Source organism: Actinomadura opuntiae, assembly GCF_030283205.1.
GTDB lineage: Bacteria > Actinomycetota > Actinomycetes > Streptosporangiales > Streptosporangiaceae > Spirillospora.
Genome location: NZ_JASNWF010000003.1, coordinates 114,598 through 138,087, shown reverse-complemented (window position 1 = coordinate 138,087; position 23,490 = coordinate 114,598). Strand labels below are relative to the sequence as shown.

General features: G+C 72.6%; 21 protein-coding genes and 1 pseudogene. 16 read left to right on the top strand and 6 right to left on the bottom strand.

Translation table 11 applies throughout. From position 1 onward, the window contains the following. The first annotated feature begins 3 nt into the window (after window positions 1-3). The 7 genes and pseudogenes from QP089_RS06940 (at window position 4) to QP089_RS06910 (ending at window position 6,954) form a co-directional block, all read left to right on the top strand. Window positions 4-1,224, top strand: a complete 1,221-nt coding sequence (locus tag QP089_RS06940) for an acyl-CoA dehydrogenase family protein (RefSeq protein WP_285910508.1) — start codon at window positions 4-6, stop codon at window positions 1,222-1,224. After that, window positions 1,221-2,000: an SDR family oxidoreductase gene (locus QP089_RS06935; protein WP_285910507.1), complete on the top strand. Its 780-nt coding sequence runs from the start codon at window positions 1,221-1,223 to the stop codon at window positions 1,998-2,000. Before QP089_RS06940 ends, QP089_RS06935 begins: the two co-directional genes overlap by 4 nt. A 9-nt stretch (window positions 2,001-2,009) precedes the next feature. Beyond that, window positions 2,010-2,627: a TetR/AcrR family transcriptional regulator gene (locus QP089_RS06930; RefSeq protein ID WP_285910505.1), complete on the top strand. Its 618-nt coding sequence runs from the start codon at window positions 2,010-2,012 to the stop codon at window positions 2,625-2,627. Between the two features lie 20 nt (window positions 2,628-2,647). After that, window positions 2,648-3,802: an acetyl-CoA C-acetyltransferase gene (locus QP089_RS06925; RefSeq protein WP_285910504.1), complete on the top strand. Its 1,155-nt coding sequence runs from the start codon at window positions 2,648-2,650 to the stop codon at window positions 3,800-3,802. Window positions 3,803-3,866: 64 nt separating this feature from the next. After that, window positions 3,867-5,027 carry an NADH:flavin oxidoreductase gene (locus QP089_RS06920; RefSeq protein ID WP_285910503.1) on the top strand — a complete coding sequence of 387 codons (1,161 nt, stop codon included), beginning with the start codon at window positions 3,867-3,869 and terminating at the stop codon, window positions 5,025-5,027. Between the two features lie 33 nt (window positions 5,028-5,060). Beyond that, window positions 5,061-6,047, top strand: a complete 987-nt coding sequence (locus QP089_RS06915; protein WP_285910502.1) for an SDR family NAD(P)-dependent oxidoreductase — start codon at window positions 5,061-5,063, stop codon at window positions 6,045-6,047. Between the two features lie 94 nt (window positions 6,048-6,141). Next, window positions 6,142-6,954: pseudogene (locus QP089_RS06910) on the top strand (HTD2 family dehydratase). A gap of 10 nt (window positions 6,955-6,964) precedes the next feature. Here QP089_RS06910 and QP089_RS06900 read toward each other — a convergent pair. From QP089_RS06900 to QP089_RS06890, 3 genes are all read right to left on the bottom strand, one after another. Continuing rightward, window positions 6,965-8,629 (bottom strand): glycerol-3-phosphate dehydrogenase/oxidase, encoded by a 1,665-nt coding sequence (locus tag QP089_RS06900; RefSeq protein WP_285910498.1) that lies wholly within the window; start codon window positions 8,627-8,629, stop codon window positions 6,965-6,967. Between the two features lie 95 nt (window positions 8,630-8,724). Continuing rightward, window positions 8,725-10,242 carry a glycerol kinase GlpK gene (glpK, locus tag QP089_RS06895; RefSeq protein ID WP_285910497.1) on the bottom strand — a complete coding sequence of 506 codons (1,518 nt, stop codon included), beginning with the start codon at window positions 10,240-10,242 and terminating at the stop codon, window positions 8,725-8,727. Between the two features lie 146 nt (window positions 10,243-10,388). Beyond that, a complete protein-coding gene (locus QP089_RS06890; RefSeq protein ID WP_285910496.1) occupies window positions 10,389-11,213 on the bottom strand; it encodes an MIP/aquaporin family protein in 825 nt (274 codons plus the stop codon). A 249-nt stretch (window positions 11,214-11,462) separates the two neighbouring features. Between QP089_RS06890 and QP089_RS06885 the strand changes: the two genes are divergently transcribed. Further along, the gene (locus QP089_RS06885; protein ID WP_285910495.1) at window positions 11,463-12,230 is read left to right on the top strand and encodes an IclR family transcriptional regulator; all 768 of its coding nucleotides are present in this window, start codon (window positions 11,463-11,465) and stop codon (window positions 12,228-12,230) included. A 90-nt stretch (window positions 12,231-12,320) separates the two neighbouring features. Beyond that, window positions 12,321-13,847, top strand: coding sequence for a glycerol kinase GlpK (gene glpK / locus QP089_RS06880; RefSeq protein ID WP_285910494.1), 1,527 nt, complete (start codon window positions 12,321-12,323; stop codon window positions 13,845-13,847). Window positions 13,848-13,859: 12 nt separating this feature from the next. Here the strand turns inward: glpK (QP089_RS06880) and QP089_RS06875 are convergent, their stop codons facing one another. Next, the gene (locus tag QP089_RS06875) at window positions 13,860-15,011 is read right to left on the bottom strand and encodes an acyl-CoA dehydrogenase family protein (protein WP_285910493.1); all 1,152 of its coding nucleotides are present in this window, start codon (window positions 15,009-15,011) and stop codon (window positions 13,860-13,862) included. A 120-nt stretch (window positions 15,012-15,131) separates the two neighbouring features. On the opposite strand from QP089_RS06875, the gene QP089_RS06870 reads away from it, so the two are divergent. The 7 genes from QP089_RS06870 to QP089_RS06840 all read left to right on the top strand — a co-directional run bounded on the left by QP089_RS06870 (window position 15,132) and on the right by QP089_RS06840 (window position 22,136). Next, a complete protein-coding gene (locus QP089_RS06870) occupies window positions 15,132-15,821 on the top strand; it encodes a GntR family transcriptional regulator (RefSeq protein WP_285910492.1) in 690 nt (229 codons plus the stop codon). Between the two features lie 44 nt (window positions 15,822-15,865). Continuing rightward, window positions 15,866-16,669, top strand: a complete 804-nt coding sequence (locus tag QP089_RS06865; RefSeq protein ID WP_285910491.1) for an enoyl-CoA hydratase/isomerase family protein — start codon at window positions 15,866-15,868, stop codon at window positions 16,667-16,669. A 52-nt stretch (window positions 16,670-16,721) separates the two neighbouring features. Then, on the top strand, window positions 16,722-17,897 hold the full coding sequence (locus QP089_RS06860) for an acyl-CoA dehydrogenase family protein (RefSeq protein WP_285910490.1): 1,176 nt from the start codon (window positions 16,722-16,724) through the stop codon (window positions 17,895-17,897). Window positions 17,898-17,903: 6 nt separating this feature from the next. Continuing rightward, entirely contained in the window at window positions 17,904-19,094 is a 1,191-nt protein-coding gene (locus tag QP089_RS06855; protein ID WP_285910489.1) for a CaiB/BaiF CoA transferase family protein, read from the top strand. A gap of 67 nt (window positions 19,095-19,161) precedes the next feature. Next, on the top strand, window positions 19,162-20,022 hold the full coding sequence (locus tag QP089_RS06850) for a helix-turn-helix transcriptional regulator (RefSeq protein ID WP_285910488.1): 861 nt from the start codon (window positions 19,162-19,164) through the stop codon (window positions 20,020-20,022). A 114-nt stretch (window positions 20,023-20,136) separates the two neighbouring features. Further along, the gene (locus tag QP089_RS06845; protein WP_285910486.1) at window positions 20,137-21,156 is read left to right on the top strand and encodes an aldo/keto reductase; all 1,020 of its coding nucleotides are present in this window, start codon (window positions 20,137-20,139) and stop codon (window positions 21,154-21,156) included. After that, window positions 21,156-22,136 carry a quinone oxidoreductase family protein gene (locus QP089_RS06840; RefSeq protein WP_285910485.1) on the top strand — a complete coding sequence of 327 codons (981 nt, stop codon included), beginning with the start codon at window positions 21,156-21,158 and terminating at the stop codon, window positions 22,134-22,136. The genes QP089_RS06845 and QP089_RS06840 overlap by 1 nt, the downstream gene beginning before the upstream one ends. Window positions 22,137-22,139: 3 nt before the next feature. Here QP089_RS06840 and QP089_RS06835 read toward each other — a convergent pair whose 3' ends face one another. Both QP089_RS06835 and QP089_RS06830 read right to left on the bottom strand, forming a co-directional pair. Continuing rightward, the gene (locus QP089_RS06835) at window positions 22,140-22,916 is read right to left on the bottom strand and encodes a class I SAM-dependent methyltransferase (protein WP_285910484.1); all 777 of its coding nucleotides are present in this window, start codon (window positions 22,914-22,916) and stop codon (window positions 22,140-22,142) included. After that, window positions 22,913-23,488 carry a peroxiredoxin-like family protein gene (locus QP089_RS06830; RefSeq protein WP_285910483.1) on the bottom strand — a complete coding sequence of 192 codons (576 nt, stop codon included), beginning with the start codon at window positions 23,486-23,488 and terminating at the stop codon, window positions 22,913-22,915. Before QP089_RS06830 ends, QP089_RS06835 begins: the two co-directional genes overlap by 4 nt. Window positions 23,489-23,490: the final 2 nt, after the last annotated feature.

Genomic DNA, 23,490 nt, shown 5'->3' with positions numbered 1-23,490 from the left:
GGCGTGAAGCAGAACGAGTCCCCGGCGGACCGGGCGTTCCGCGCCGAGGTCCGCGGCTGGCTGGAGGACAACCTGTCCGGCGGGTTCGCGCACGCGCGCGGGCTCGGCGGGCCCGGCCGCGAGCACGAGGCGTTCGACGAGCGGCTGGCCTGGGAGCGGCACATGGCCGCGGCGGGCTGGACGTGCGTGGGCTGGCCCGAGGAGCACGGCGGCCGCGGCGCCACCGTCCGGCAGCAGGTGATCTTCAACGAGGAGTACGCGCTCGCCGACGCCCCCGCCCGCGTCGGCCACATCGGCGAGAACCTGCTCGGCCCCACCATCATCGCGTTCGGCACCGACGAGCAGCGGGCCCGCTTCCTGCCGCCGATCGTCGCCGTCGAGGAACTGTGGTGCCAGGGCTACTCCGAGCCCAACGCCGGCTCCGACCTCGCCAACGTGCAGACCCGCGCCGCGCTCGAAGGCGACCACTGGACGATCGACGGGCAGAAGGTCTGGACGTCCAACGCCCTCGAATCGGACTGGTGCTTCGTCGTCTGCCGCACCGAGCCCGGCTCCTCCCGCCACCGCGGCCTGTCCTACCTGCTCGTCCCCATGAGGCAGGACGGCGTCGACATCCGGCCGATCGTCCAGCTCACCGGCACCTCGGAGTTCAACGAGGTGTTCTTCGACGGCGCCCGCACCGACGCCGGCAACATCGTCGGCGCGCCCGGCGAGGGCTGGAAGATCGCGATGGCCACGCTCGGCTTCGAGCGCGGCGTCGCCACCCTCGGCCAGCAGGTCGGGTTCCGCCGCGAGTTCGAGGGCGTGCTCGACCTCGCCCGCCGCACCGGCGCTATCGACGACCCGCTGCTGCGCGACCGGCTCACCCGCGCCTACATGGGCCTGGAGGTCATGCGGCTGAACGCGGTGCGCACCATGGCGGGCGTCGCGTCCGGCGCTCCCGGCCCGGAGTCGTCGATCTCCAAGCTCGTCTGGGGCACCTGGCACCGCGAACTCGGCGAGCTGGCCATGGACGTCCTCGGCGCCGCCGGGATGGTCGCCGACGGACGGCGGGGGCGGGCCCCCGACAGGGGAACGGAGGAAACACAGCCCTATGACCTGAACGACTGGCAGCGGCTGTTCCTGTTCTCCCGCTCCGACACGATCTACGCCGGGTCGAACGAAATCCAACGCAACATCATCTCCGAGCGCGTGCTCGGGCTCCCCAGAGAGGCTCGCGGATGACGCCGCCCCCCTACGTTCCCGGGCACGGCCTGCTGAAGGACCGCGCCGTCGTGATCACCGCCGCGGCCGGCGCCGGGATCGGCGGCGCCACCGCCCGCCGCTGCCTGGAGGAGGGCGCCCGCGTCCTGATCTCCGACGCGCACGAGCGGCGGCTCGCCTCGTCCGCGCAGGAATTGGAGAAGGAGTTCGGCGCCGACCGGGTCGCCTCGCTGCCCTGCGACGTCACCGACGAGGAGCAGGTCCAGGCGCTGTACGCGCTCGGCGTCGAGCGCTATGGGCGGATCGACGTCGCCGTCAACAACGCGGGCCTCGGCGGCACCGCCGAACTGGTCGACATGACCGACGACCAGTGGGGACGCGTCCTCGACATCACGCTGAACGGCACGATGCGCTGCACCCGCGCCGCGCTGCGGATCATGCGCGACCAGGGCGCCGGCGTCATCGTCAACAACGCCTCGGTGATCGGTTGGCGCGCGCAGAAGGGCCAGTCCCACTACGCCGCCGCGAAGGCCGGCGTGATGGCCCTCACCCGCTGCTCCGCGCTGGAGGCCGCCGACTTCGGCGTGCGGATCAACGCCGTCTCGCCGTCCCTGGCCATGCACCCGCACCTGGTCAAGGTGACCTCGGAGGAACTGCTGGACGAGCTGACGCGGCGCGAGGCGTTCGGCCGCTACGCCGAGCCCTGGGAGGTGGCCAACGTTATCGTCTTCCTGGCCAGCGACTACTCCTCGTACATGACCGGGGAGGTCGTCTCCGTGTCCTCTCAGCACGCTTAGGAACCGACCATGAGTCCACGACGGCGCGACGCCGAGGGCACCGCCGCCGCACGCGCGGAGCGGCGGGCCGAACTGCTCGCCACCGCCGCCGAGGTGTTCGCCTCCCAGGGCTACGCCGCCACCACCGTCCGGAAGGTGGCCGACGCCGCCGGCATCCTCGGCGGCAGCCTCTACTACCACTTCGACTCCAAGGAGGCGATGGCCGACGAGATCCTGTCGACCTTCCTGGACGAGATGTGGGCGTCCTACGAGCGCGTCCTCGCCGCCGGGCTCAGCGCCCGCGACACCCTGGAAGGCGTCATCGTCGAGTCGTTCCGCTCGATCGACCGGCACCGGCCCGCCGTCGTCCTCTACCAGAACGAGTCCAAGCACCTCGCGACCAGCGAGCGCTTCCACTACCTGCTCGAATCGCAGCGCCGCTTCGAGAAGATGTGGCTCTCCCTGCTGGACAAGGGCGTCGAGGAGGGCGCCTTCCGCGCCGACCTCGACCGGACGCTGATCTACCGCTTCATCCGCGACACCGTCTGGGTCGCGGCCAACTGGTACCAGCACGGCGGGCGGCTGTCCGCCGACGACATCGCCAAGCAGTACCTCGCCATGGTCCTCGAAGGCATCCAGGCGAGCTAGTCCCGAAGGAGACACCCCCCATGGCCGAGGCCTACATCGTCGAAGCGGTCCGCGCGCCGGTCGGCCGCAAGAAGGGCGGGCTCGCCGGCGTCCACCCCGCCGACCTCGGCGCCCACGTGCTGAAGGCGCTGATGGACCGCGCGAAGGTCGACCCCGCCGCCGTCGAGGACGTGGTGTTCGGCAACGTCGACAGCGTCGGCCCGCAGGCCGGCGACATCGCCCGCACCTGCTGGCTCGCCGCCGGGCTGCCCGAGGAGGTCCCCGGCGTCACCGTCGACCGGCAGTGCGGCTCCTCGCAGCAGGCCGTGCATTTCGCCGCGCAGGCCGTCCTCGCCGGGACGTCCGACCTGGTCGTCGCGGGCGGCGTGCAGAACATGTCGCAGATCCCGATCTCGTTCGCGATGACCGCCGCCGAGCCGCTCGGCTTCACCCAGGGCCCGTTCGCCGGCTCCAAGGGCTGGACGGAACGGTACGGCGACGCCGAGGTGTCGCAGTTCAACGGCGCCGAGATGATCGCCCGCGACTGGGACATCTCCCGCGAGGAGATGGAGGAGTTCGCGTACCAGTCGCACCAGCGGGCCATCCGCGCCATCGACGAGGGCCGGTTCGAGCGGGAGATCGTCCCGCTGGAGGGCGTCACCACCGACGAGGGCCCGCGCCGCGACACCACCCGGGAGAAGATGGCCGGGCTGAAGACCCTCGTCGAGGGCGGCCGGCTCACCGCCGCGCTCGCCTCCCAGATCTCCGACGGCTCCGCCGCCCTGCTCATCGCGTCCGAGCAGGCCGTCAAGGACCACGGCCTCACTCCGCGCGCCCGCATCCACCACATCTCCGCGCGCGGCGAGGACCCGATCCGGATGCTGTCCGCGCCGATCCCCGCCACCGCGCACGCGCTGAAGAAGACCGGCATGACGATCGGCGACTTCGACGCCGTCGAGATCAACGAGGCGTTCGCGCCGGTCGTGCTCGCCTGGCTGAAGGAGACCGGCGCCGACCCGGCGAAGGTCAACCCCAACGGTGGCGCCATCGCCCTCGGCCACCCGCTCGGCGCCACCGGCGCCCGGCTCATGACCACCCTGCTGCACGAACTGGAGCGCACCGGCGGCCGCTACGGCCTCCAGACCATGTGCGAAGGCGGCGGCCAGGCCAACGTCACCATCCTCGAACGGCTCTGACCGGACCGGGCCCGCGGACGGCCGCGGGCCCGGCGCTACCCCCACCCCCGGATCGGAGATCGTCGTGGACGTTTTCGAAACCGCGAGGCTCGGGCCCCTGACCCTGCGGAACCGGATCATCAAGGCCGCCACGTTCGAGGGCATGACGCCGGACGCCCTCGTCACCGACGACCTGATCGAGTACCACCGGCGGCCCGCCGCCGGGGGAGTGGCGATGACGACCGTCGCCTACTGCGCGGTCGCGCCCGAGGGGCGCACCGAGCGGCGGCAGATCTACATGCGGCCCGAGGCCGTTCCGGGGCTGCGGCGCCTCACTGAGGCGGTGCACGCGGAGGGCGCCGCCGTGTCCGCGCAGATCGGGCACGCCGGGCCGGTCGCCGACGCGAGCTCCAACAAGATGCGGGGACTGTCGGCCGGGCGGTTCTTCAACCCGCTCGGGATGCGCTTCACCAAGGCGGCGACGGCCGAGGACATCGAGCGGGTCACGCGGGCGCACGCCGACGCGGCGCGGCTCGCGATCGAGGCCGGGTTCGACGCCGTCGAGATCCACTTCGGACACAACTACCTGGCCAGCTCGTTCCTCAGCCCGCGGCTGAACAAGCGCGACGACGAATACGGCGGGCCGATCGAGAACCGCGCCAAGGTGGCGCTCGGCATCGCCCGCGCGGTGCGCGATGAGGTCGGCGACCGGATCGCCGTCACCGCGAAGATCAACATGCGGGACGGCGTGCCGGGCGGGCTGGAGATCGACGACAGCGTCCAGGTCGCCCGGTGGCTGCAGGAGGAGGGCACCGTCGACGCCCTGGAGCTGACGGCGGGCAGTTCCCTGCTCAACCCGATGTACCTGTTCCGCGGTGGCACGCCGGTGAAGGAGTTCGCCGCCAACTTCAAGCAGCCGTTGCGGGCGGGCATCCGGATGTCCGGCACGAAGTTCCTGCGCGCCTACCCGTACCAGGACGCGTTCCTCCTCGAACACGCCCGCCGGTTCCGCGCCGAGCTGGACCTGCCGCTGATCCTGCTCGGCGGCGTCACCAACCGCGAGACCATGGACAGGGCGATGGCGGAGGGCTTCCAGTTCGTCGCGATGGGACGCGCGCTCCTGCGCGAGCCCGACCTGGTCAACAGGATCGCGGAGGACCCCGCGACGCGGTCGCTGTGCATCCACTGCAACCGCTGCATGCCGACCATCTACACCGGCACCCACTGCCCGGAGATCCCGGCTTGACCTAGAGTGCGCTCTAACTCGTAGCGTGGAAGCATGATCACTCCGCAACGCAGGATCGATTCGGGTTTCGGGTTCGAGAGCACGGCGCGCGACGTCCTGGCGGGCATCGACCTGTCGGGGCGGCTGGCCGTCGTGACCGGCGGCTACTCCGGGCTCGGACTGGAGACGACCCGCGCCCTGGCCGGGGCCGGCGCGCACGTGGTCGTCCCGGCGCGGCGTCCCGCGGTGGCGAAGGAGGCGCTCGACGGGATCGGCGGCGCCGAGGTGGACGAGCTGGACCTCGGCGACCTGGAGAGCGTGCGCGGCTTCGCCGACCGGTTCCTGGAGTCCGAACGCGGCATCGACATGATCATCGGCAACGCGGCGGTCATGGCCTGCCCGGAGACCCGCGTCGGGCCGGGCTGGGAGGCGCAGTTCGCCACCAACCACCTCGGCCACTACGCGCTGGTGAACCGGCTGTGGCCGGCAGTCAGGCCGGGTGCCCGCGTCGTCTCGGTGTCCTCGCAGGGCCACCACTTCTCCCGGATGCGCTGGGACGACCCGCACTTCACGCGCGGCTACGACCGGTGGGAGGCCTACGGGCAGGCGAAGACGGCCAACGTGCTGTTCGCCGTGCACCTCGACGCGCTGGCGAAGGACGCCGTGCGCGCGTTCTCCCTCCACCCGGGCAGCATCCTCACGCCGCTGCAGCGCCACATCCCGAAGGAGGACAAGATCGCCTACGGGTGGATCGACGAGGACGGCAACGAGATCGGCCAGGGCTTCAAGACCCCGGAGCAGGGCGCCGCGACGGCGGTGTGGGCGGCGACGTCGCCGCGGCTGGACGGGATGGGCGGCGTCTACTGCATGGACTGCGACATCGCCGAGCCCACGCCGGACGACGTGCCCGAGGTGCGCGGACGGACCGCCGGCCAGCCCGCGCCCGTGGGCGTCCGGCCCTACGCGACCGACCCGGACGAGGCCGCCCGGCTGTGGGCGTACTCGGCCGAGCTGACCGGCGTCGACGCCTTCGCGAAGTAGCCGCACGCCGCGCCCTCGCGGGGGCCGGGCCCGGTGCCGTTTCCGTGCGTCGGCATAATCCGTGGGGAACGACGGGCGGCCGAGGGGTGGGTTGATGATCGACGTCGACGGCTGGTCGCCGGAACCGGTGGAGACCGCCGAGGTGATCGACGCGGCACCGTCGGCCGCGCTCGCGGGGGTGCTGGACACCGAGCCGCCGGGGACGGAGCTGCCGCCGCTGTGGCACTGGCTGCATTTCCTCGAACGGCCCGCGCAGCGCGAACTCGGCCCCGACGGTCACCCGCTCGCCGGGCACTTCCTGCCCCCGATTCCGGACCGGCGGCGCATGTTCGCCGGTGGCCGGTTCCGCGTCCGCGAACCGCTGCGCATCGGTGACACCGTCACGCGACGCGCGGGGTTGGCCTCCACAGCGGTCAAGCAGGGACGCAGCGGCGAGATGCTGTTCGTGACCGTCCGCCACACCTTCCTACGAGACGGCGCCGAGATCGCGGTCGAGGAGCAGGATCTCGTCTACCGCAGCGGCGATGCGGCGTCCCGCTCGCCGGAGGTGTCCTTCGAGGCGCCCGACGTGACGACGCCGTGGACGCTGCCGGTGACCGCCGACCCGGTACTGCTGTTCCGGTTCAGCGCGCTCACCTACAACGCCCACCGCATCCACTAGGACGAGACGTACGCGACCGAGGTCGAGGGGCACGGCGGGCTCGTCGTGCACGGGCCGCTGCTCGCGATCCTCTGCCTGGAACTGCCGCGCAGGGCGGGCCTGAAGGTGACGGAACTGTCGTTCCGCGCCCGCAGGCCCGTCTACGCGCACCAGCCGTTCGTGGCGGCCGGGTCGCCGGACGGGGAGCTGTCGATCGAGGCGCCCGGCGGCGTCACCGCGATGACCGCGACGTTCACCACCGCCTGAAGGACTCCGCCTAGGCGGCCGTCACGGGCGGCTCCACGACGGCCGGACCGTCTCGGCGCTCCGCCCTGATCTGCAGGACGTACCGCTTGACCTCGTCGGCGGCGTCCTCGCAGGACCAGCCGAGCCGGGGCGCGATCAGCCCGGCGACGTGCTCCGCCGCGGCGAGGCCGCCGTCCCACGCCTCGATCGACACGCGCAGCCGCCGCGCCAGGACGTCCTCCAGGTGCAGGGCGCCCTCGTGCGTCACCGCGTAGACGGCCTCGGCGCACAGGTAGTCCTCCGCGCCGGGGATCGGGGCGCCGAGCGCCGGGTCGCCGGCGACCAGGGCGAGGAGGTCCTGCGCGCACGACCCGTACCGGCGCAGCAGGTGCTCGATCCGCGCGACGTGCAGGCCCGACCGGGCCGCGATCCGGCGCCGCTCGTTCCACAGCACCTCGAAGCCGACCGCGCCCATGATCGGCAGGCGTCCGGTGACCGACGCGGGCACCGACTCGTCCAGGCCCTCCGCGACGACGTCGATCGCGTCCCGCGCCATGACCCGGTAGGTGGTGAACTTGCCGCCGGTCACCACGACCAGGCCGGGCACCTGCTCGGCGACGGCGTGCTCGCGGGAGAGGCGGGCGGTGTCGTCGATCTTCCCCGACAGCAGCGGCCGCAGCCCCGCGTACACGCCCTCGACGTCGTCCATGGTCAGCGGTGTGCGCAGCACCGCGTTCACCTGGTCGAGCAGGTAGCCGATGTCGGTGTGGTCGGCGACCGGCTCATCCGGGCCCTCGTCGTGCGGGGTGTCGGTCGTCCCGACGAGCCAGTGCCGTCCCCACGGAATGATGAACAGCACGCTGCGCTCGGTCCGGGCGATCAGCCCGGTGCTCATCGGGATGCGGTCGCGCGGCACCACCAGGTGGACGCCCTTGGACGCGCGCACCGCGAACGCCGCGCGGGACCCGGTCATCGCCTGCGCGCCGTCGGTCCACACGCCGGTCGCGCAGACGACCCGGCGCGCGCGGACGGTGATCTCCCGACCGCCCTCCAGGTCGACGACGTGCGCGCCGGTGACCCGCTCGCCCTCGCGCAGGAACCCCGTCACCTCGGCGCGCGTGGCGACCCGGGCGCCGTACTCGGCGGCGGTGCGGGCGACCATCATCGTGTAGCGGGCGTCGTCGACCTGCGCGTCGTAGTACTGGATCGCGCCGACGAGGGCGTCCGAGCGCAGGGCCGGCGCCTCCCGCAGCGCGGCGCGCCGGGTGAGCTGCCGGTGCCGGGGCAGCGACCGGGCGCCGCCCATGGTGTCGTACAAGGTGACGCCCGCGCTGACGTACGCCCGCTCCCACACCCGGTTGCGCAGCGGATACAGGAACTGGACGGGACGCACCAGGTGCGGCGCGAGCCGGTGCAGCAGCAGGCCGCGCTCCCGCAGCGCCTCCCGGACCAGCCCGAAGTCGCGCTGCTCCAGGTAGCGCAGCCCGCCGTGGATCAGCTTGCTGGAGCGGCTGGAGGTGCCGGCCGCCCAGTCGCGCGCCTCCACCAGGGCGACGGACAGGCCCCGGGAGATCGCGTCGAGCGCGGCGCCCGCGCCGACGATGCCGTCGCCGACGACCAGGACGTCGAACTCGGTCTCGGCCAGGGCGCGCAGGGTGTCCTCGCGGTACCGAGGGCCGAGGGCTACGGATGTCACTGCATGCTCCCGATGAGGAGTGGTCGGTCAGGAAGGTGCGGGCGGGGCCGGCGCCGGTTTCCCGGCCCCGCCGCGCGTCGTGGTCCCGGCCGGGTCTAGTCCACGTCGACCCAGTCGAGGGTGCGCTCGACCGCCTTCTTCCAGCCGGCGTAGCCCTTCTCGCGCTGCTCGTCGTCCCAGGTGGGGAGCCAGCGCTTGTCCTCGTTCCAGTTCTGGCGCAGTTCGTCGGTGTTGTTCCAGAATCCGACGGCCAGGCCGGCGGCGTAGGCGGCGCCGAGCGCGGTGGTCTCGGCGACCACCGGCCGCGACACCGGCACGCCGAGGATGTCGGCCTGCATCTGCATGCACAGCTCGTTGGCGGTGATCCCGCCGTCGACCTTGAGGGTGTCGAGGGCGACCCCGGAGTCCTCGCGCATGGCCTCGACGACGTCCCGCGACTGGTAGCAGATGGATTCCAGGGTGGCGCGGGCCAGGTGGGCGTTGGTGTTGAAGCGGGAGAGGCCGACGATGGCGCCGCGTGCGTCCGAGCGCCAGTAGGGGGCGAACAGGCCGGAGAAGGCGGGGACGAAGTAGACGCCGCCGTTGTCCTCGACCTGCCGGGCCAGGTTCTCGCTCTGGGATGCGCCGGAGATGATGCCGAGCTGGTCGCGCAGCCACTGCACCGCCGACCCCGTCACCGCGATCGAGCCTTCGAGCGCGTACACCGGCTTATCGGATCCGAACTGGTAGCAGACCGTGGTCAGCAGCCCGTTCTTCGATCGCACCAGCTCGTTGCCGGTGTTGAGCAGCAGGAAGTTGCCGGTGCCGTAGGTGTTCTTGGCCTCGCCCGGCGAGAAGCACACCTGCCCGACGGTGGCGGCCTGCTGGTCGCCGAGCGCGGCCGTCAGCGGGACCTCGCCGCCGAGCGGGCCGTCGGCGCGCGTGACCCCGTAGCCGCCGGGCGCCGAGGACGGCCTGATCTCCGGGAGCATCGAGCGCGGGATGCCGAAGAACGACAGCAGCTCGTCGTCCCAGTCGAGGGTCTCCAGGTCCATCAGCATGGTGCGGCTGGCGTTGGTGACGTCGGTGACGTGCACGCCGCCGTCCGGGCCGCCCGTGAGGTTCCACAGCACCCAGCTGTCGGTCGTCCCGAAGATCGCGTCGCCGCGCTCCGCGGCCTCGCGGACCCCGTCGACGTTCTCCAGGATCCACTGGATCTTGCCGCCGGAGAAGTAGGTGGCGGGCGGCAGCCCGGCCTTGCGCCGGATGACGTCGCCCTTGCCCTCCCGCTCCAGCGCGGACGCGATGCGGTCGGTGCGGGTGTCCTGCCAGACGATCGCGTTGAAGTAGGGACGACCGGTGCGGCGGTTCCACACCAGCGTGGTCTCGCGCTGGTTGGTGATCCCGAACGCCGCGAGATCGGTGTGGCCGAGGTTCGCCTTGTTCAGCGTGCTCTGGATGACCGCGCGGGTGCGTTCCCAGATCTCAGTGGGGTTGTGCTCCACCCAGCCGGCCCGCGGCAGGATCTGCTCGTGCTCGAGCTGGTGGCGGGCGATCTCGTTGCCGCCGTGATCGAAGATCATGAACCGGGTGCTGGTGGTGCCCTGGTCGAGCGCTCCGACGAAGTCAGCCATGTGCGGAATCTCCAGTGGAAAGGGACGGACGGGACCGGCTCATGCGGGTTGCCTGTGGGAGGACGGCCCCCACGCCTTCCGGATCGCTTCGCTCATGCGGGTTGCCCGTGGGGGGACGACCCCCCACACCCCCCGGATCGCTTCGCTCATGCGGTCTCGTACTCCGGCTCGGGCTTGGCGATGTCCGGCTCCGCGTCGTCGGGCGGCAGGAACCAGCCGATCAGCAACTTGTACAGCCCGGCGCCGAGCACGCCGCCGATCAGCGGCGCGACGATCGGCACCCAGAAGTACAGGTCCCCGTTCTGGTCCTTCCAGGCGCCGCCGTAGCCGGTGAAGAACGAGGCGAGCCGGGGCCCGAAGTCGCGCGCCGGGTTGATCGCGTACCCGGCGTCGGACCCGAACGCCATCCCGATCGCCACCACCAGCAGCCCGATGAGGAACGGGCCGAGGTTGGCCAGCGGCGGCGCGTTGCGCGCGTCGGTCAGCGCCTTGATGACGAACAGCAGGATCGCGGTGCCGATGACCTGGTCGCGGAACGCGCCCCAGGTGCCGACCGGCAGGCTGCCGTTGCCCGGCAGCGTGGAGAACACGCCCTGGGTCTTGATCGTGTGGCCGGGGTCGACCTTGGCCAGGATCTCGCTGTAGTTCCACCGGACGATCAGCGCCGCGATGAACGCCCCGGCGGTCTGCGCGGCGACGTAGGGCGCCACCTTCCGCCAGGAGAACTCCTTGAACGCCGCCAGCGCGACCGTGACCGCGGGGTTGAGGTGGGCGCCACTGATCCGCGCGGCGACGTAGACGCCGAGCGTGACGCCGAGGCCCCAGGCCCAGGCGATGCTGTCGTGGTCGCCGATGTCGGCCCCGGCGACCTGCGCGACGACGCCGACTCCGAACAGGATGAGGATCATCGTCCCGGCGAACTCGGCGGCGAGCTCACCGGCCAGGGGTGGGATTTTCCGGCGTTCCGCCATGTCTGTGCTCCTCGGCTGCGGGGGTGGACGCGAAGCCCCGTGAGGCTGGCCAGAACGTAAGACGCGGACGAACCGGATACAACGGTGGGCTGTCGACAATGTCGAACACTTTCGCCATCGCCCGCCGCCGGTTACCCTCCCCCCTGTGCACCAGATCACAGAATCCGGGCAGTTCGGAACGGAAACGGCGGTGATGACGACGACTGCCGACATTGTCGGCACCCTGGCCCGAGAACTAGCATCGGATTCATGCCCGGACCTGTGCAGTCGATCGAGCGGGCCGCCGCCATCCTGCGGCTGCTCGCGGCCAGCTCCGGCCGCCTCGGCGTCGGCGAGATCGCCGGCTCGCTCGGGCTCGCCCGCGGCACCGCGCACGGCATCCTGCGCACCCTGGAGCGGGTCGGCTTCGTCGAGCAGGACGGCGGTACCGGAAAGTACCAGCTCGGCGCGGCCCTGCTGCACCTCGGCACCAGCTACCTGGACGTCAACGAGCTGCGCTCCCGGGCGATCAACTGGGCCGACGCGCTGGCCTCGCGCAGCGGCGAGGCCGTCCGGATCGGCACCCTGCTCGACGGGAAGGTGCTGGTCGTCCACCACGTCTTCCGGCCCGACGACACCCTGCAGGCGCTGGACGTCGGGTCGCTGCTTCCGCTGCACGCCACCGCGCTCGGCAAGGCGCTGCTGGCGCACGACGCCAACGCGGCGGCGTCCATCCGCGACACCGAGCTGGAGTCGTACTGCCGCCGGACGATCACCGATCCGCGCCTGCTCGCACGGGCCGCCACCCGGGTCCGGGAGAACGGCTGGGCGGCGGAGGTCGAGGAGCTGTCCATCGGCGAGGCCGGCATCGCCGCCCCGATCCGCGGGTACGGGGGACTCGTCGTCGGGGCCATCGGGATATCCGGCGCGGTCGAGCGGATCTGCGATGCCGCCCGCGTCCCCGAGCCCCGGCTGGTGGCGTTCGTGCGGGACGCGGCCCGCGCCGTCTCCCGCGACCTCGGCGGCTCGCGGTGGTGACGCCCGGGGGCCGCTGGCGACGGGGAAGCCGCCGGTGATGGGGAAGCCGCCGGTGACGGGGAAGGGGCACGGCGGGGGAGAGGGCGCAACGTGACCGAACGCTACGTGATGTCGATCGACCAGGGCACCACCTCGACCCGGTGCATCCTGTTCGACCACGGCGGCCGGCTGGTGTCGGTGGCGCAGCGCGAGCACCGGCAGCACTTCCCGAAGCCCGGCTGGGTCGAGCACGACCCCATGGAGATCTGGCGCAACCTGGAGCGGATCGCGCCGGAGGCGCTCGCCCAGGCGGGCGTGACGGCGAACCAGGTCGCGGCCGTCGGCATCGCCAACCAGCGCGAGACCACCGTGCTGTGGGACCGGCTCACCGGCGCGCCCATCGGCCGCGCCATCGTCTGGCAGGACATGCGGACCGGCACGCTGGTCGACGAGCTGGGCCGCGCACCCGGGGCCGCGATCGTCACCGAGCGCAGCGGCCTGCCGCTCGCCACCTACTTCTCCGCGCCGCGCATCCGCTGGCTGCTCGACCACACGCCCGGCCTGCGCGAGCGCGCCGAGCGCGGCGAGGTGCTGTTCGGCACCATGGAGAGCTGGCTGATCTGGAACCTCAGCGGCGGCGTCGACGGCGGCGTGCACGTCACCGACGTCACCAACGCCAGCCGCACGCTGCTGATGGACCTGCACACGCTGTCGTGGGACGACGACCTGCTGGCGTTCTTCGGGGTGCCGCGGGCGATGCTGCCGGAGATCCGGTCGTCCACCGAGACCTACGGGACGGCCCGCAAGGTGTTCCCCGGGGTGCGGGTGGGCGCCGCGCTCGGCGACCAGCAGGCCGCGCTGTTCGGCCAGACGTGCTTCGCGCCCGGCGAGACCAAGTGCACCTACGGCACCGGCGCGTTCCTGCTGATGAACACCGGGACCAAGCCGGTGCGGTCGGAGAACGGGCTGCTCACCACCGTCGGCTACAAGATCGGCGACGAGCCGGCGGTGTACGCGCTGGAGGGCTCGATCGCGATCACCGGCGCGCTCGTCCAGTGGTTCCGCGACGGCCTCGGGCTGATCTCCACCGCGCCGGAGATCGAGACGCTCGCCCGCACCGTGAGCGACAACGGCGGCTGCTACATCGTGCCCGCGTTCTCCGGCCTGTTCGCGCCGCACTGGCGCAGCGAGGCCCGCGGCATCATCGTCGGCCTGACCTCCTACATCACCAAGGGCCACCTGGCGCGGGCGGTGCTGGAGGCGACCGGCTGGCAGACCCGCGAGGTCGTGGACGCGATGAACCGCGACTCCGGGCTCAGCCTGAAGGAGCTGAAGGCCGACGGCGGCATGACGTCGGACAACCTGCTCATGCAGATGGTCGCCGACATGCTGAACGTGCCGGTCGCGCGGCCGATGGTGGTCGAGACCGTCTCGCTCGGCGCCGCGTACGCCGCCGGGCTCGCCGTCGGCTACTGGGCGGGGCTGGAGGGTCTGCGGCGCAACTGGCACCGCGCGGCCCGCTGGGTCCCGGCGATGGACGCGGGCCGCCGCGATCACGAGTACGACAACTGGAAGCGCGCCGTGGAGCGCACCTTCGACTGGATCCGGGCGGGCGAGGACTCCGACGAGGGGCCCTGACCCCGCCGCGCGTCAGATCCGGTTCCGCTCCACCAGCTGCTTGACGATCACGTTGCGCTGGATCTCGTTGGTCCCCTCGCCGACGATCATCAGCGGGGCGTCGCGGAAGTAGCGCTCTATGTCGAACTCGGTGGAGTACCCCGCCGCGCCGTGGATCCGGACGGCGTTCAGCGCGATCCGCATCGCCGCCTCGGAGGCGTACAGCTTGGCCATGCCCGCCTCCATGTCGCAGCGCTCGCCCGCGTCCAGCCGTTCGGCGGCGTCCAGGGTGAGCAGCCGCGCCGCGCGCAGCTCGGTGGCCATGTCGGCGAGGTAGTTGCCGACGGACTGGTGCTTCCAGATCGGTTTGCCGAACGCCTCGCGCTCCTGCGCGTAGCGGACCGAGTCGTCCAGCGCCGCGCGGGCGACGCCGAGCGCCCGCGCCGCGACCTGGATCCGGCCGACCTCCAGCCCGCGCATCATCTGCGCGAAGCCGCGCCCCTCGTCGCCGCCGAGCACGGCGTCCAGCGGCGCCTCGTAGCCGTCGAACGACAGCTCGCAGCTTTCCACGCCCTTGTAGCCGAGCTTCGGCAGGTCGCGCGAGACGGTCAGGCCCGGGCCCTTCTCGACCAGCAGGACGCTGATGCCGCGGTGGCGGGGCACGGCCTCCGGGTCGGTCTTGCACAGCAGCGCGATCAGGCCGGACGTCCGCGCGTTGGTGATCCACATCTTCGCGCCGTCGATCACGTACCGGTCGCCCTCGCGGCGCGCGGTGGTGCTCATCGACTGCAGGTCGGAGCCGCCGGACGGCTCGGTCAGGGCCATCGTCGCGCGCAGCTCCCCGGTCGCCATCCGGGGCAGGTACCGGCGCTTCTGCTCCTCGGTGCCGAAGACCGCGAGCAGGTGCGAGACGACCGTGTGCCCGCCGAAGGAGCCCGCGAGCGACATCCAGCCCCGCGCCAGCTCCTCGGTGACCAGGGCGTAGCAGGTCTTGGAGACCGACACCTCGCCGTACGGCTCGGGCACCGCGAGCCCGAAGACGCCCAGCTCCTTCATGCGGGCGATGAGGTGCTCGGGATACTCGTTCGCGTGCTCCAGGTCGCGGGCCACCGGCCGGACCTCCTTGTCGACGAAGTCCGCGACGACCTCGACGACGGCCCGTTCTTCCTCGCTCAGCGTGAACACGGCTGCCGGTCTCCTCCCGCCCCTGGCGCTTTCGAACGCCTTTTCATATATTTGATTTGAAAACACCGGTTGTCAACGTGACGACGGCCGGCGGACGCAGCGCGCGGGAGACGATTACACGTGGTGGTTTCCGGTGGCCCGGCCCTCGGCAGGCGCCGCCAGCTCAGCGACGAGGTCGCCGCCTACGTCCGCGAGCTCATCATGTCGGGCCAGGTCAGGCACGGGGAGTTCCTGCGGCTGGAACGGATCGCCGAGGACCTCGGGATCAGCGTCACGCCGGTCCGCGAGGCGCTGCTCTCGCTGCGCGGCGAGGGCTTCGTCACGCTGGAGCCGCGCCGCGGGTTCATGCCCGCGCCGCTGTCGCGCCAGGACGTCCAGGACCTGTTCGAGGCGCAGGCGTACTTCGCCGGCGAGCTGGCCGCCCGCGCCGCCGAGAAGATCGCGCAGACCGAGCTGGAGAGCCTCGACCGGACGCAGGGGCTGCTGGAGCAGGCGTCCAAGGCCGGTGACGCCGAGGGCATCGAGCGCGCCAACCACCAGTTCCACCGGGTCATCAACCTGTGCGCCCAGTCGCCGAAGACGGCCTGGTTGCTGCAGCTCGTGGTGCGATACGCGCCGCGCCGGTTCTACTCCAGCATCCAGGGCTGGCCCCAGGCGTCGGTGGACGACCACCATCTGATCCTGACGGCGCTGCGGGCCGAAGATCCCGACGGCGCGCGCAACGCGATGCGCGCCCACATCCGGCACGCCGGCACGCTGCTCGTCGTCCACCTTGAGGCGCAGGGGTTCTGGGCCGACCAGACCGCCTGAACGCGACCGGGATGAATCGTATAAAAAATAGCCAGGAGGGACCGATGGGCCAGCAGGGCATCGCCGGCGACCGGCCGGACGATGTGGTCGCGGTGACCGACCACGGCGCCACCCGCGTCCTGACGCTGAACCGTCCCGAGGCGCGCAACGCGATCGACATCCCGATGCGCCTGCGGCTCCTGGAAGAGGTGCAACGCGCGGCCGACGACCCCGACGTCCGCGCGGTCGTGCTGACGGGCGCGGGCGGCACGTTCTCGGCGGGCGGCGACCTGCGCTCGATGGAGGGCGCCGGGCCCGACGCGGTGCGCGAGCGGCTGGCACCCGTGCACCAGGCCGTCTGGACCATCGCGACCTGCGGGACGCCGGTGATCGCGGCCGTCGAGGGTGCCGCCGCCGGGCTCGGGGTGTCGCTCGCCGCCGTCTGCGACCACGTGGTGGCCGCCGAGGACGCCCGGTTCGTCGCCGCCTTCGGCAAGGTGGGCCTCGTCGCCGACGGCGGGCTGCTGTGGACGCTCCCGCAGCGCGTCGGAATGGGCCGAGCCAAGGAGATGCTCGTCTTCGGCCGCACTGTGCCCGCGACGCGCGCCTACGACATCGGGCTCGCCGACTCGCTCGCCCCCTCCGGCAAGGCGCTGGACGCGGCGCTGGAGCTGGCCGCCGAGGCCGCGACGCTGGCCCCGCTGTCGGTCGCCGCCGCCAAGCGGCTGCTCGCTCGCGCCGACCACAGCCTGGAGCGGTTGCTGGAGGCCGAGCGGGAGGAGCAGGCCGGGCTGTTCGGCACCGCCGACTTCGCCGAGGGCCGCGCCGCGTTCGCCGAGCGCCGCCCGCCCCGCTTCGAGGGCCGCTGAGCCGCCGCCCCCACATGTCCAGCGCAGGTGTCCGACTCGGGAGGAACGGAACGTGAGCAGGCTGCAGCAGACCTACGGGCTGTCGGACGAGCAACGGGAGATCGTCGCGACGGTGCGCGCGTTCGTCGACAAGGAGATCCTCCCGGTCGCCACGGAGCTGGAGCACGCCGACGCCTACCCGCAGGCGATCGTCGACGGGATGAAGGACCTCGGCCTGTTCGGGCTGACGATCGGCGAGGAGCACGGCGGGCTCAGCGAGTCGCTGCTGACCTACGCGCTGGCGGTGGAGGAGCTGTCGCGCGGCTGGATGAGCGTGTCCGGCATCGTCAACACCCACTTCATCGTCGCCTGGATGATCACCCACCACGGCACGCCGGAGCAGAAGGCGCACTACCTGCCGAAGATGGCGACCGGGGAGATCCGCGGCGCGTTCTCGATGTCGGAGCCGGGGTGCGGCTCGGACGTGTCGGCGATCAAGACCCGCGCCGTCCCCGACGGCGACGAGTACGTCATCGACGGCCAGAAGATGTGGCTGACCAACGGCGGCTCCGCCAACCTCGTCGCCACGCTCGTCAAAACCGACCCCGATGCAGGCCACCGCGGCATGACGACGTTCCTGGTCGACAAGACGCCCGGCTTCGGTGAGGTCGCGCCCGGCCTGACCGTCCCCGGCAAGATCGAGAAGATGGGGTACAAGGGCGTCGACACCACCGAGCTGGTCTTCGACTCCTACCGGATCCCGTCCGCGCAGGTCCTCGGCGGGGCGCCGGGGCGCGGCTTCTACCAGATGATGGACGGCGTCGAGGTCGGACGCGTCAACGTTGCCGCGCGCGGCTGCGGCGTCGCCCGCCGCGCCTACGAGCTGGCGATCGACTACGCGCGGCAGCGCGAGACGTTCGGCAAGCCGATCGCCGAGCATCAGGCCGTGATGTTCCGGCTCGCCGAGATGGCGACCAAGGTCGAGGCCGCCCACCAGATGATGGTGATGGCGGCGCGCCGCAAGGACTCCGGCGAGCGCAACGACCTGGAGGCCGGCATGGCCAAGTACCTGGCCAGCGAGTACTGCAAGGAGGTCGTGGAGGACGCGTTCCGCATCCACGGCGGCTACGCCTACTCCAAGGAGTACGAGATCGAGCGGCTCTACCGGGAGGCGCCGATGCTGCTGATCGGCGAGGGCACCGCCGACATCCAGAAGATGATCATCGGCCGCCGGCTGCTGGAGGGCTGATCTTTCGTGCTCCCCCTCGAAGGCATCACCGTCGTCGCGCTGGAGCAAGCGGTGGCGGCGCCGTTCGCCACCCGGCAGCTCGCCGACCTCGGCGCCCGCGTCATCAAGGTCGAACGGGTCGACGGCGGCGACTTCGCCCGCGCCTATGACGCCAACGTGCGCGGCGGCCTCGGCACCCACTTCGCCTGGCTGAACCGGTCGAAGGAGTCGGTCGCGCTCGACCTCAAGCAGGAGGAGGGGCGCGCGATCCTGGCCGAGCTGGTCGCGGGCGCCGACGTGTTCCTGCAGAACCTCGCGCCGGGCGCCGCCGCACGCCTCGGGTTCGGCGCGGACGCGCTGCGGGCCCGCGACCCGCGGCTGATCGTCGTCGACATGTCCGGGTACGGGACGCGCGGCCCGTACCGCGACAAACGCGCCTACGACATGCTCGTCCAGGCCGAGGCCGGGCTGATCTCGGTCACCGGCACCCCGGAGACGCCGGTGAAGGCGGGCTCGCCGCTGGCCGACATCGCCGCCGGGATGTACGCCTTCTCCGGGACGCTCGCGGCGCTCGTCCGGCGCGGCACCACCGGCGAGGGCGCGGCGATCGAGGTCACGATGTTCGACGCGGTCGCCGAGTGGATGGGCCAGGCGATGTACACGACCCTCTACACCGGTGCCGTGCCGCCGCGCACCCGGCTCAGCCATCCGGTGATCTCCCCGTACGACGCCTACCCCACGGCCGACGGCGTCGACGTCGTCATCGGCGTGCAGAACGACCGGGGCTGGGCGGCGCTGGCCACCGGCGTGCTGGACCGTCCCGACCTGGTCACCGATCCCGAATACGCCACGAACCAGGCGCGGGTCCGCAACCGCGAGAAGGTGGACGCGATCGTCTCCGGCGTCACGTCCGGGATGGGCCGCGAGGAACTGCTGCGGCGGCTGGACGAGGCGGGCGTGGCGAACGCGTCGCTGAACGACGGGCACGGGCTGATCGCGCATCCGCAGCTCTCCGAGCGCGACCGCTGGCGCGAGGTCGGCTCCCCGGTCGGGACGATCCGCGCCATCCGCCCGCCGATCACCTTCGCCGACGTCGAGGCGCGGATGGACCCGGTCCCGGCCCTCGGCGAGCACACCGAGGCGGTGCTGCGCGAGCTGGGACGCGACGGCGCGGCCATCGAGCGGCTGCGGGCGTCCGGGACCGTCCTGGCCACGTGACCGGCCCGGCGCGGGAGCGGCCGCCGTCCTCGGCGATCACGGCCTGGCCACCGGATATGGTGGCGCCATGGCCCGTTCGACCCCCGCCTCCGCCACCGACCGCCGCCGCGAGGAGATGCGCGACTTCCTGCGCACCCGCCGCGCCCGGCTGATGCCCGCCGACGTCGGCATGCCCGACGCGGGCCGGCGCCGGACCCCGGGCCTGCGCCGCGAGGAGGTCGCGGTGCTCGCGGGCGTCGGGGTGTCCTGGTACACGTGGCTGGAGCAGGGCCGCGACATCAAGGTGTCCGGGGAGGTGCTGGACGCCATCACCCGGGCGCTGCGGCTCGACGCCGCCGAACGCGAGCACCTCTACCTGCTGGCCGGGCTGAACCCGCCGCAGCGGGAGGCCGGGCCCGCCGCCCCGATCACCCCGGAGCTGCGGCGGGTGCTGGACGCCTGGTCGCCGCGGCCCGCCTACGTCCGCGACCGGCACTGGAACTTCGTCGCGATCAACGACGCGGCCCGCGCGGTGTTCGGGTTCGGCGACACCGACCACAACTGCCTGGTGTCGTTCTTCACCAACGCCCGCTACCGGGAGATGCACATGGAATGGGCCGCGGCCGCGCCGGACGTCGTGGCGCGCTTCCGCGCGGACGCCGCCCGCCATCCCGACGATCCCGAGTTCGGCCGGATCGCCGAGGACATGATGGCGGCCAGCCCGGAGTTCGCCGAGCTGTGGCCCCGGCACGAGGTGAGCGCGGCCGCCCAGGCGGTGAAGGGCGTCCGGCACCCGGAGGCCGGCGAGATGATCTTCGAGGGGACGCTGCTGCCGCTGGCCGACCGTCCCGGCACCAACCTCGTCCTGCAGAACCCGCGCCCCGGCACCGGCACCCTCGAACGCCTGGAGAGGCTGATGTCGCGCCGCGGGCTCGCCGCCGCGAGCTGACCCCCGCCCGCCAGGGTGGTGGTGGCACACCCAGGATGAACGGAGTCTGTCTGCTCTCCGCCCCGTCCGGCACGATCGTTCTCGAACGAACCGGATGAAGGAGAGAGAGCGATTATGAGGAAGCGCGATTTCGCGGGTACGCAGGTGGGCGCCGTCGGCCTGGGCTGCATGGGGATGAGCTGGGCCTACACCGAGTCCGAGCGCGACGACGACGCGTCGGTGGCGCTGATCCGCGAGGCGCTCGACCTGGGCGTCACGTTCCTGGACACCGCGCAGCCGTACGGCGACGGCCACAACGAGACGCTCGTCGGCCGGGCCCTTGCCGGCCGCCGCGACGACGCGGTGCTCGCCACCAAGACGGGCCTGGTCGTGGAGTCGCTCGCCACCCGGAAGATCGTCCGGAACGGGCGGCCCGAGCACGTGAAGGGCTCCGCCGAGGACAGCCTGCGCCGCCTGGGCACCGACGTGATCGACCTGTACTACCTGCACCGCATCGACCCCGACGTGCCGCTGGCCGACACCTGGGGCGCGATGGCCGAGCTGGTCGCCGAGGGCAAGGTGCGCCGGCTCGGGCTGTCGGAGGTGAGCGTCGCGCAGGCGGCCGAGGCCCACGCGATCCACCCGGTCGCGGCGATCCAGTCCGAGCTGTCGCTGTGGACGCGGGACGCGCTGGGGCAGCCGGCGGCGGGCGCCTCCGGCGACGGCGCGGGCCCCGCCTCCGGTGTCGGCGGCACCGGCGACGCGGGCGACGTGGTCGGCTGGTGCGCCGCCAACGGCGCCGCGTTCGTGCCGTTCTCGCCGCTCGGCCGCGGTTTCCTCACCGGGACCGTCACCGCCGCCGACTTCGAGGACGGCGACTTCCGGGGCGCCAACCCGCGCTTCCAGGAGGAGGCGCTGAAGGCCAACCTGCGCATCGTCGACGTCGTCAAGGCGGTCGCCGAGCGGCACGGCGCCACCTCGGCGCAGGTAGCCATCGCCTGGACGCTCGCGCAGGGCGAGCACGTCATCCCGATCCCCGGCACCAAGAAGCAGCGGTACCTGCGCGACAACGCCGCCGCCGCCGACCTGGACCTCACCGAGACCGACCTGGCCGAGCTGGACGCCGTTCCCGCGGCCGTTGGAGGGCGTTACTGATGAAGGCCGTCACCATTCCCGCGTTCGGCGAGGCCGACGTACTGCGCGTGGACGAGGTCAAGGTCCCCGAGCCGGGGCCGGGCCAGGTGTCGATCGACGTCGCCTACGCGGGCGCCAACTTCGCCGAGGTGCTGTACCGGCGGGGCGTCGTGGACGTGCCGCTGCCGTTCGTCCCCGGCATCGAGGTGTCCGGGCACGTCCGCGCGGTCGGCCCCGAGGTCGAGGGCCTGCGGCCCGGCCAGCCCGTCGCCGCGCTGACGATCGTGGACAGCGGCGGGTACGCCGAGGTCGCCGTCACCTCCGCCGACCTGGTCGCGCCGCTGGACGGCCTCGATCTCGGCCTGGACGTCGCGGCGGCCGTGCCGTCCAACAGCACGACGGCGTTCCTCGTGCTGGACCGGGTGGCGCGCATCGAGCCGGGCGAGACCGTGCTGGTGCACGCGGCCGCCGGGGGAGTGGGCAGCCAGCTCGGCCAGGCCGCCCGGCTGCTCGGCGCGGGCCGGGTCGTCGGCACCGTCGGCGGCCCGGCGAAGATCGAGACGGCCCGCGGCTTCGGCTACGACGACGTCGTGCTCCGCGACGAGCTGCCGGACCGGGTCGCCGGCCTCACCGGCGGGCGCGGGTTCGACATCGTCGTGGACATGGTCGGCGGTCCGGCGCGCCGCGCCAGCCTCGACGCGCTCGCCCCGATGGGCCGGATGATCGTCATGGGAAACGCGTCCGGAGCGGACGACGTGGGCGTGTCGGCGAACGAGCTGTGGTTCGCCAACAAGACGGTGTCGGGGTTCAACCTCGCCGCGTTCTCGGCCGCGTTCCCCGCGGACGCGGGCCGTGCGTTGCACCGCGCCGTGACCGCCGCGGCCTCCGGTGACCTGCGGGTGCGGGTCGAGTCGCTGCCGCTGGAGCGGGCCGCCGAGGCGCACCGGCGGATCGAGTCCGGCGCCACCACCGGCAAGCTCGTCCTCGCGGTGCGCGGCTGACGCTCACACCGCCGTGACCAGCCATGCGGTGCTCCGCAGCCGGACGCCGCCGGGCGTCTCGAACGGGCGGGCCGCGTCGGCCAGTGCGGCCCGCGCGCGTCCGGCGGCGGCCTCGTCCAAGGCGCCGCCGAAGGCGCCCCAGGCGAGGAGGAACGAGGCGGCCGCCTCCGCGTCCGGTCCGAGGACGAGGGAGGTCTCGACCGGTTCGGAGCGGACGTCGGCGAACCCCGCCGCGCCGAGCACGGCGGCGATCCGGTCGGGGTCGGACAGCGAGTGCACGTCGGAAGGGGGCGCGCCCGCCGGCGCCGGGGGCATGGCGGCGGCGACGATGCCGGGCAGGTCGTTGCCTTCGGGCGGCCCGACGGTCGTGAACACCAGCCGTCCATCCGCCTGCAGGGCCCGGCGGACGTTGCCGAAGGCGGCGACGGGGTCGCGGAAGAACATCATGCCGAACCGGCTGATCGTGACGTCGAACTCGCCGCGGGGGAAGGGATGCGTCTGCGCGTCGGCCGCCTCGAACACAAGGTTGCCCAGGCCCTCGCCGTCGGCGAACGCGCGTGCCTGGACGAGCAGAGGCTCCACGATGTCGTTGCCGAGGACGCTCCCGCGCGCGGCGAGCCGCGCGGCGCGGCGCGAGGTCGCGCCGTAGCCGCAGCCGATGTCGAGCACGCGCCCGGCGGGAGGGATGGCGGCGGCGGCGAAGAGGGCCTCGTCGTACCCGCCGCTGATCACCTCGTAGCGGGCGGCGTCGGCGGCGCGGTCGGAGGGTTCCACGGTCACGGCTTCCGCGCCGGGTCGGGGGCCTGGGCGGCCAGGGCGAGCAGCTCGTCGACCGACCACTGGTCGTAGGCGTGCTCGCCGTACTTCGCCGCGAGCACGCGGCCGTCGGGGCCGATGAGGAAGTCGCCGGGCAGGCCCAGCCGGCCGCCGGCCGGGCTGGACGAGGGCAGGTGCTCGCGGCCCCGGATCGTCTGCCACGTCCCGGTGAGGACCGCCCGCACCAGCGGGCTCCACACGCGCGGGTCGAGCAGGGAACGGCGTCCGGACTCTACGCCGAACTCGGCGTAGAGCTTCTTGGAGGGGTCGCCGACCACGGGGAACGGCAGGCCGGTGACGTGCTTGCGCAGTTCCTCGTCGGGCGAGTGGAACACCACGACCTCGCGGATGCCCGCCGCCTCGACCTCGGCGTGCCGGACGACGAACGAGCGCAGGTGCAGGTTGCAGATCGGGCAGCCCGCGAACCGGCGGAACTGCAGGTGGACGAGGCGGGCGGGGTCGGGCACGGGGACCGGCGGGCCGCCGACCGGGGTCAGCTCGCGGGCCGGGACGTCGGATCCGGGGGCCAGGCGCATGG

Bases quoted from the DNA above. Each gene is read 5' to 3' on its own strand.
- QP089_RS06935 (WP_285910507.1), top strand. From the start codon at position 1,221: ATGACGCCGCCCCCCTACGTTCCCGGGCACGGCCTGCTGAAGGACCGC.
- QP089_RS06930 (WP_285910505.1), top strand. From the start codon at position 2,010: ATGAGTCCACGACGGCGCGACGCCGAGGGCACCGCCGCCGCACGCGCG.
- QP089_RS06925 (WP_285910504.1), top strand. From the start codon at position 2,648: ATGGCCGAGGCCTACATCGTCGAAGCGGTCCGCGCGCCGGTCGGCCGC.
- QP089_RS06915 (WP_285910502.1), top strand. From the start codon at position 5,061: ATGATCACTCCGCAACGCAGGATCGATTCGGGTTTCGGGTTCGAGAGC.
- glpK (WP_285910497.1), bottom strand. From the start codon at position 10,242: ATGGCTGACTTCGTCGGAGCGCTCGACCAGGGCACCACCAGCACCCGG.
- QP089_RS06890 (WP_285910496.1), bottom strand. From the start codon at position 11,213: ATGGCGGAACGCCGGAAAATCCCACCCCTGGCCGGTGAGCTCGCCGCC.
- QP089_RS06885 (WP_285910495.1), top strand. From the start codon at position 11,463: ATGCCCGGACCTGTGCAGTCGATCGAGCGGGCCGCCGCCATCCTGCGG.
- QP089_RS06865 (WP_285910491.1), top strand. From the start codon at position 15,866: ATGGGCCAGCAGGGCATCGCCGGCGACCGGCCGGACGATGTGGTCGCG.
- QP089_RS06850 (WP_285910488.1), top strand. From the start codon at position 19,162: ATGGCCCGTTCGACCCCCGCCTCCGCCACCGACCGCCGCCGCGAGGAG.
- QP089_RS06845 (WP_285910486.1), top strand. From the start codon at position 20,137: ATGAGGAAGCGCGATTTCGCGGGTACGCAGGTGGGCGCCGTCGGCCTG.
- QP089_RS06840 (WP_285910485.1), top strand. From the start codon at position 21,156: ATGAAGGCCGTCACCATTCCCGCGTTCGGCGAGGCCGACGTACTGCGC.
- QP089_RS06830 (WP_285910483.1), bottom strand. From the start codon at position 23,488: ATGCGCCTGGCCCCCGGATCCGACGTCCCGGCCCGCGAGCTGACCCCG.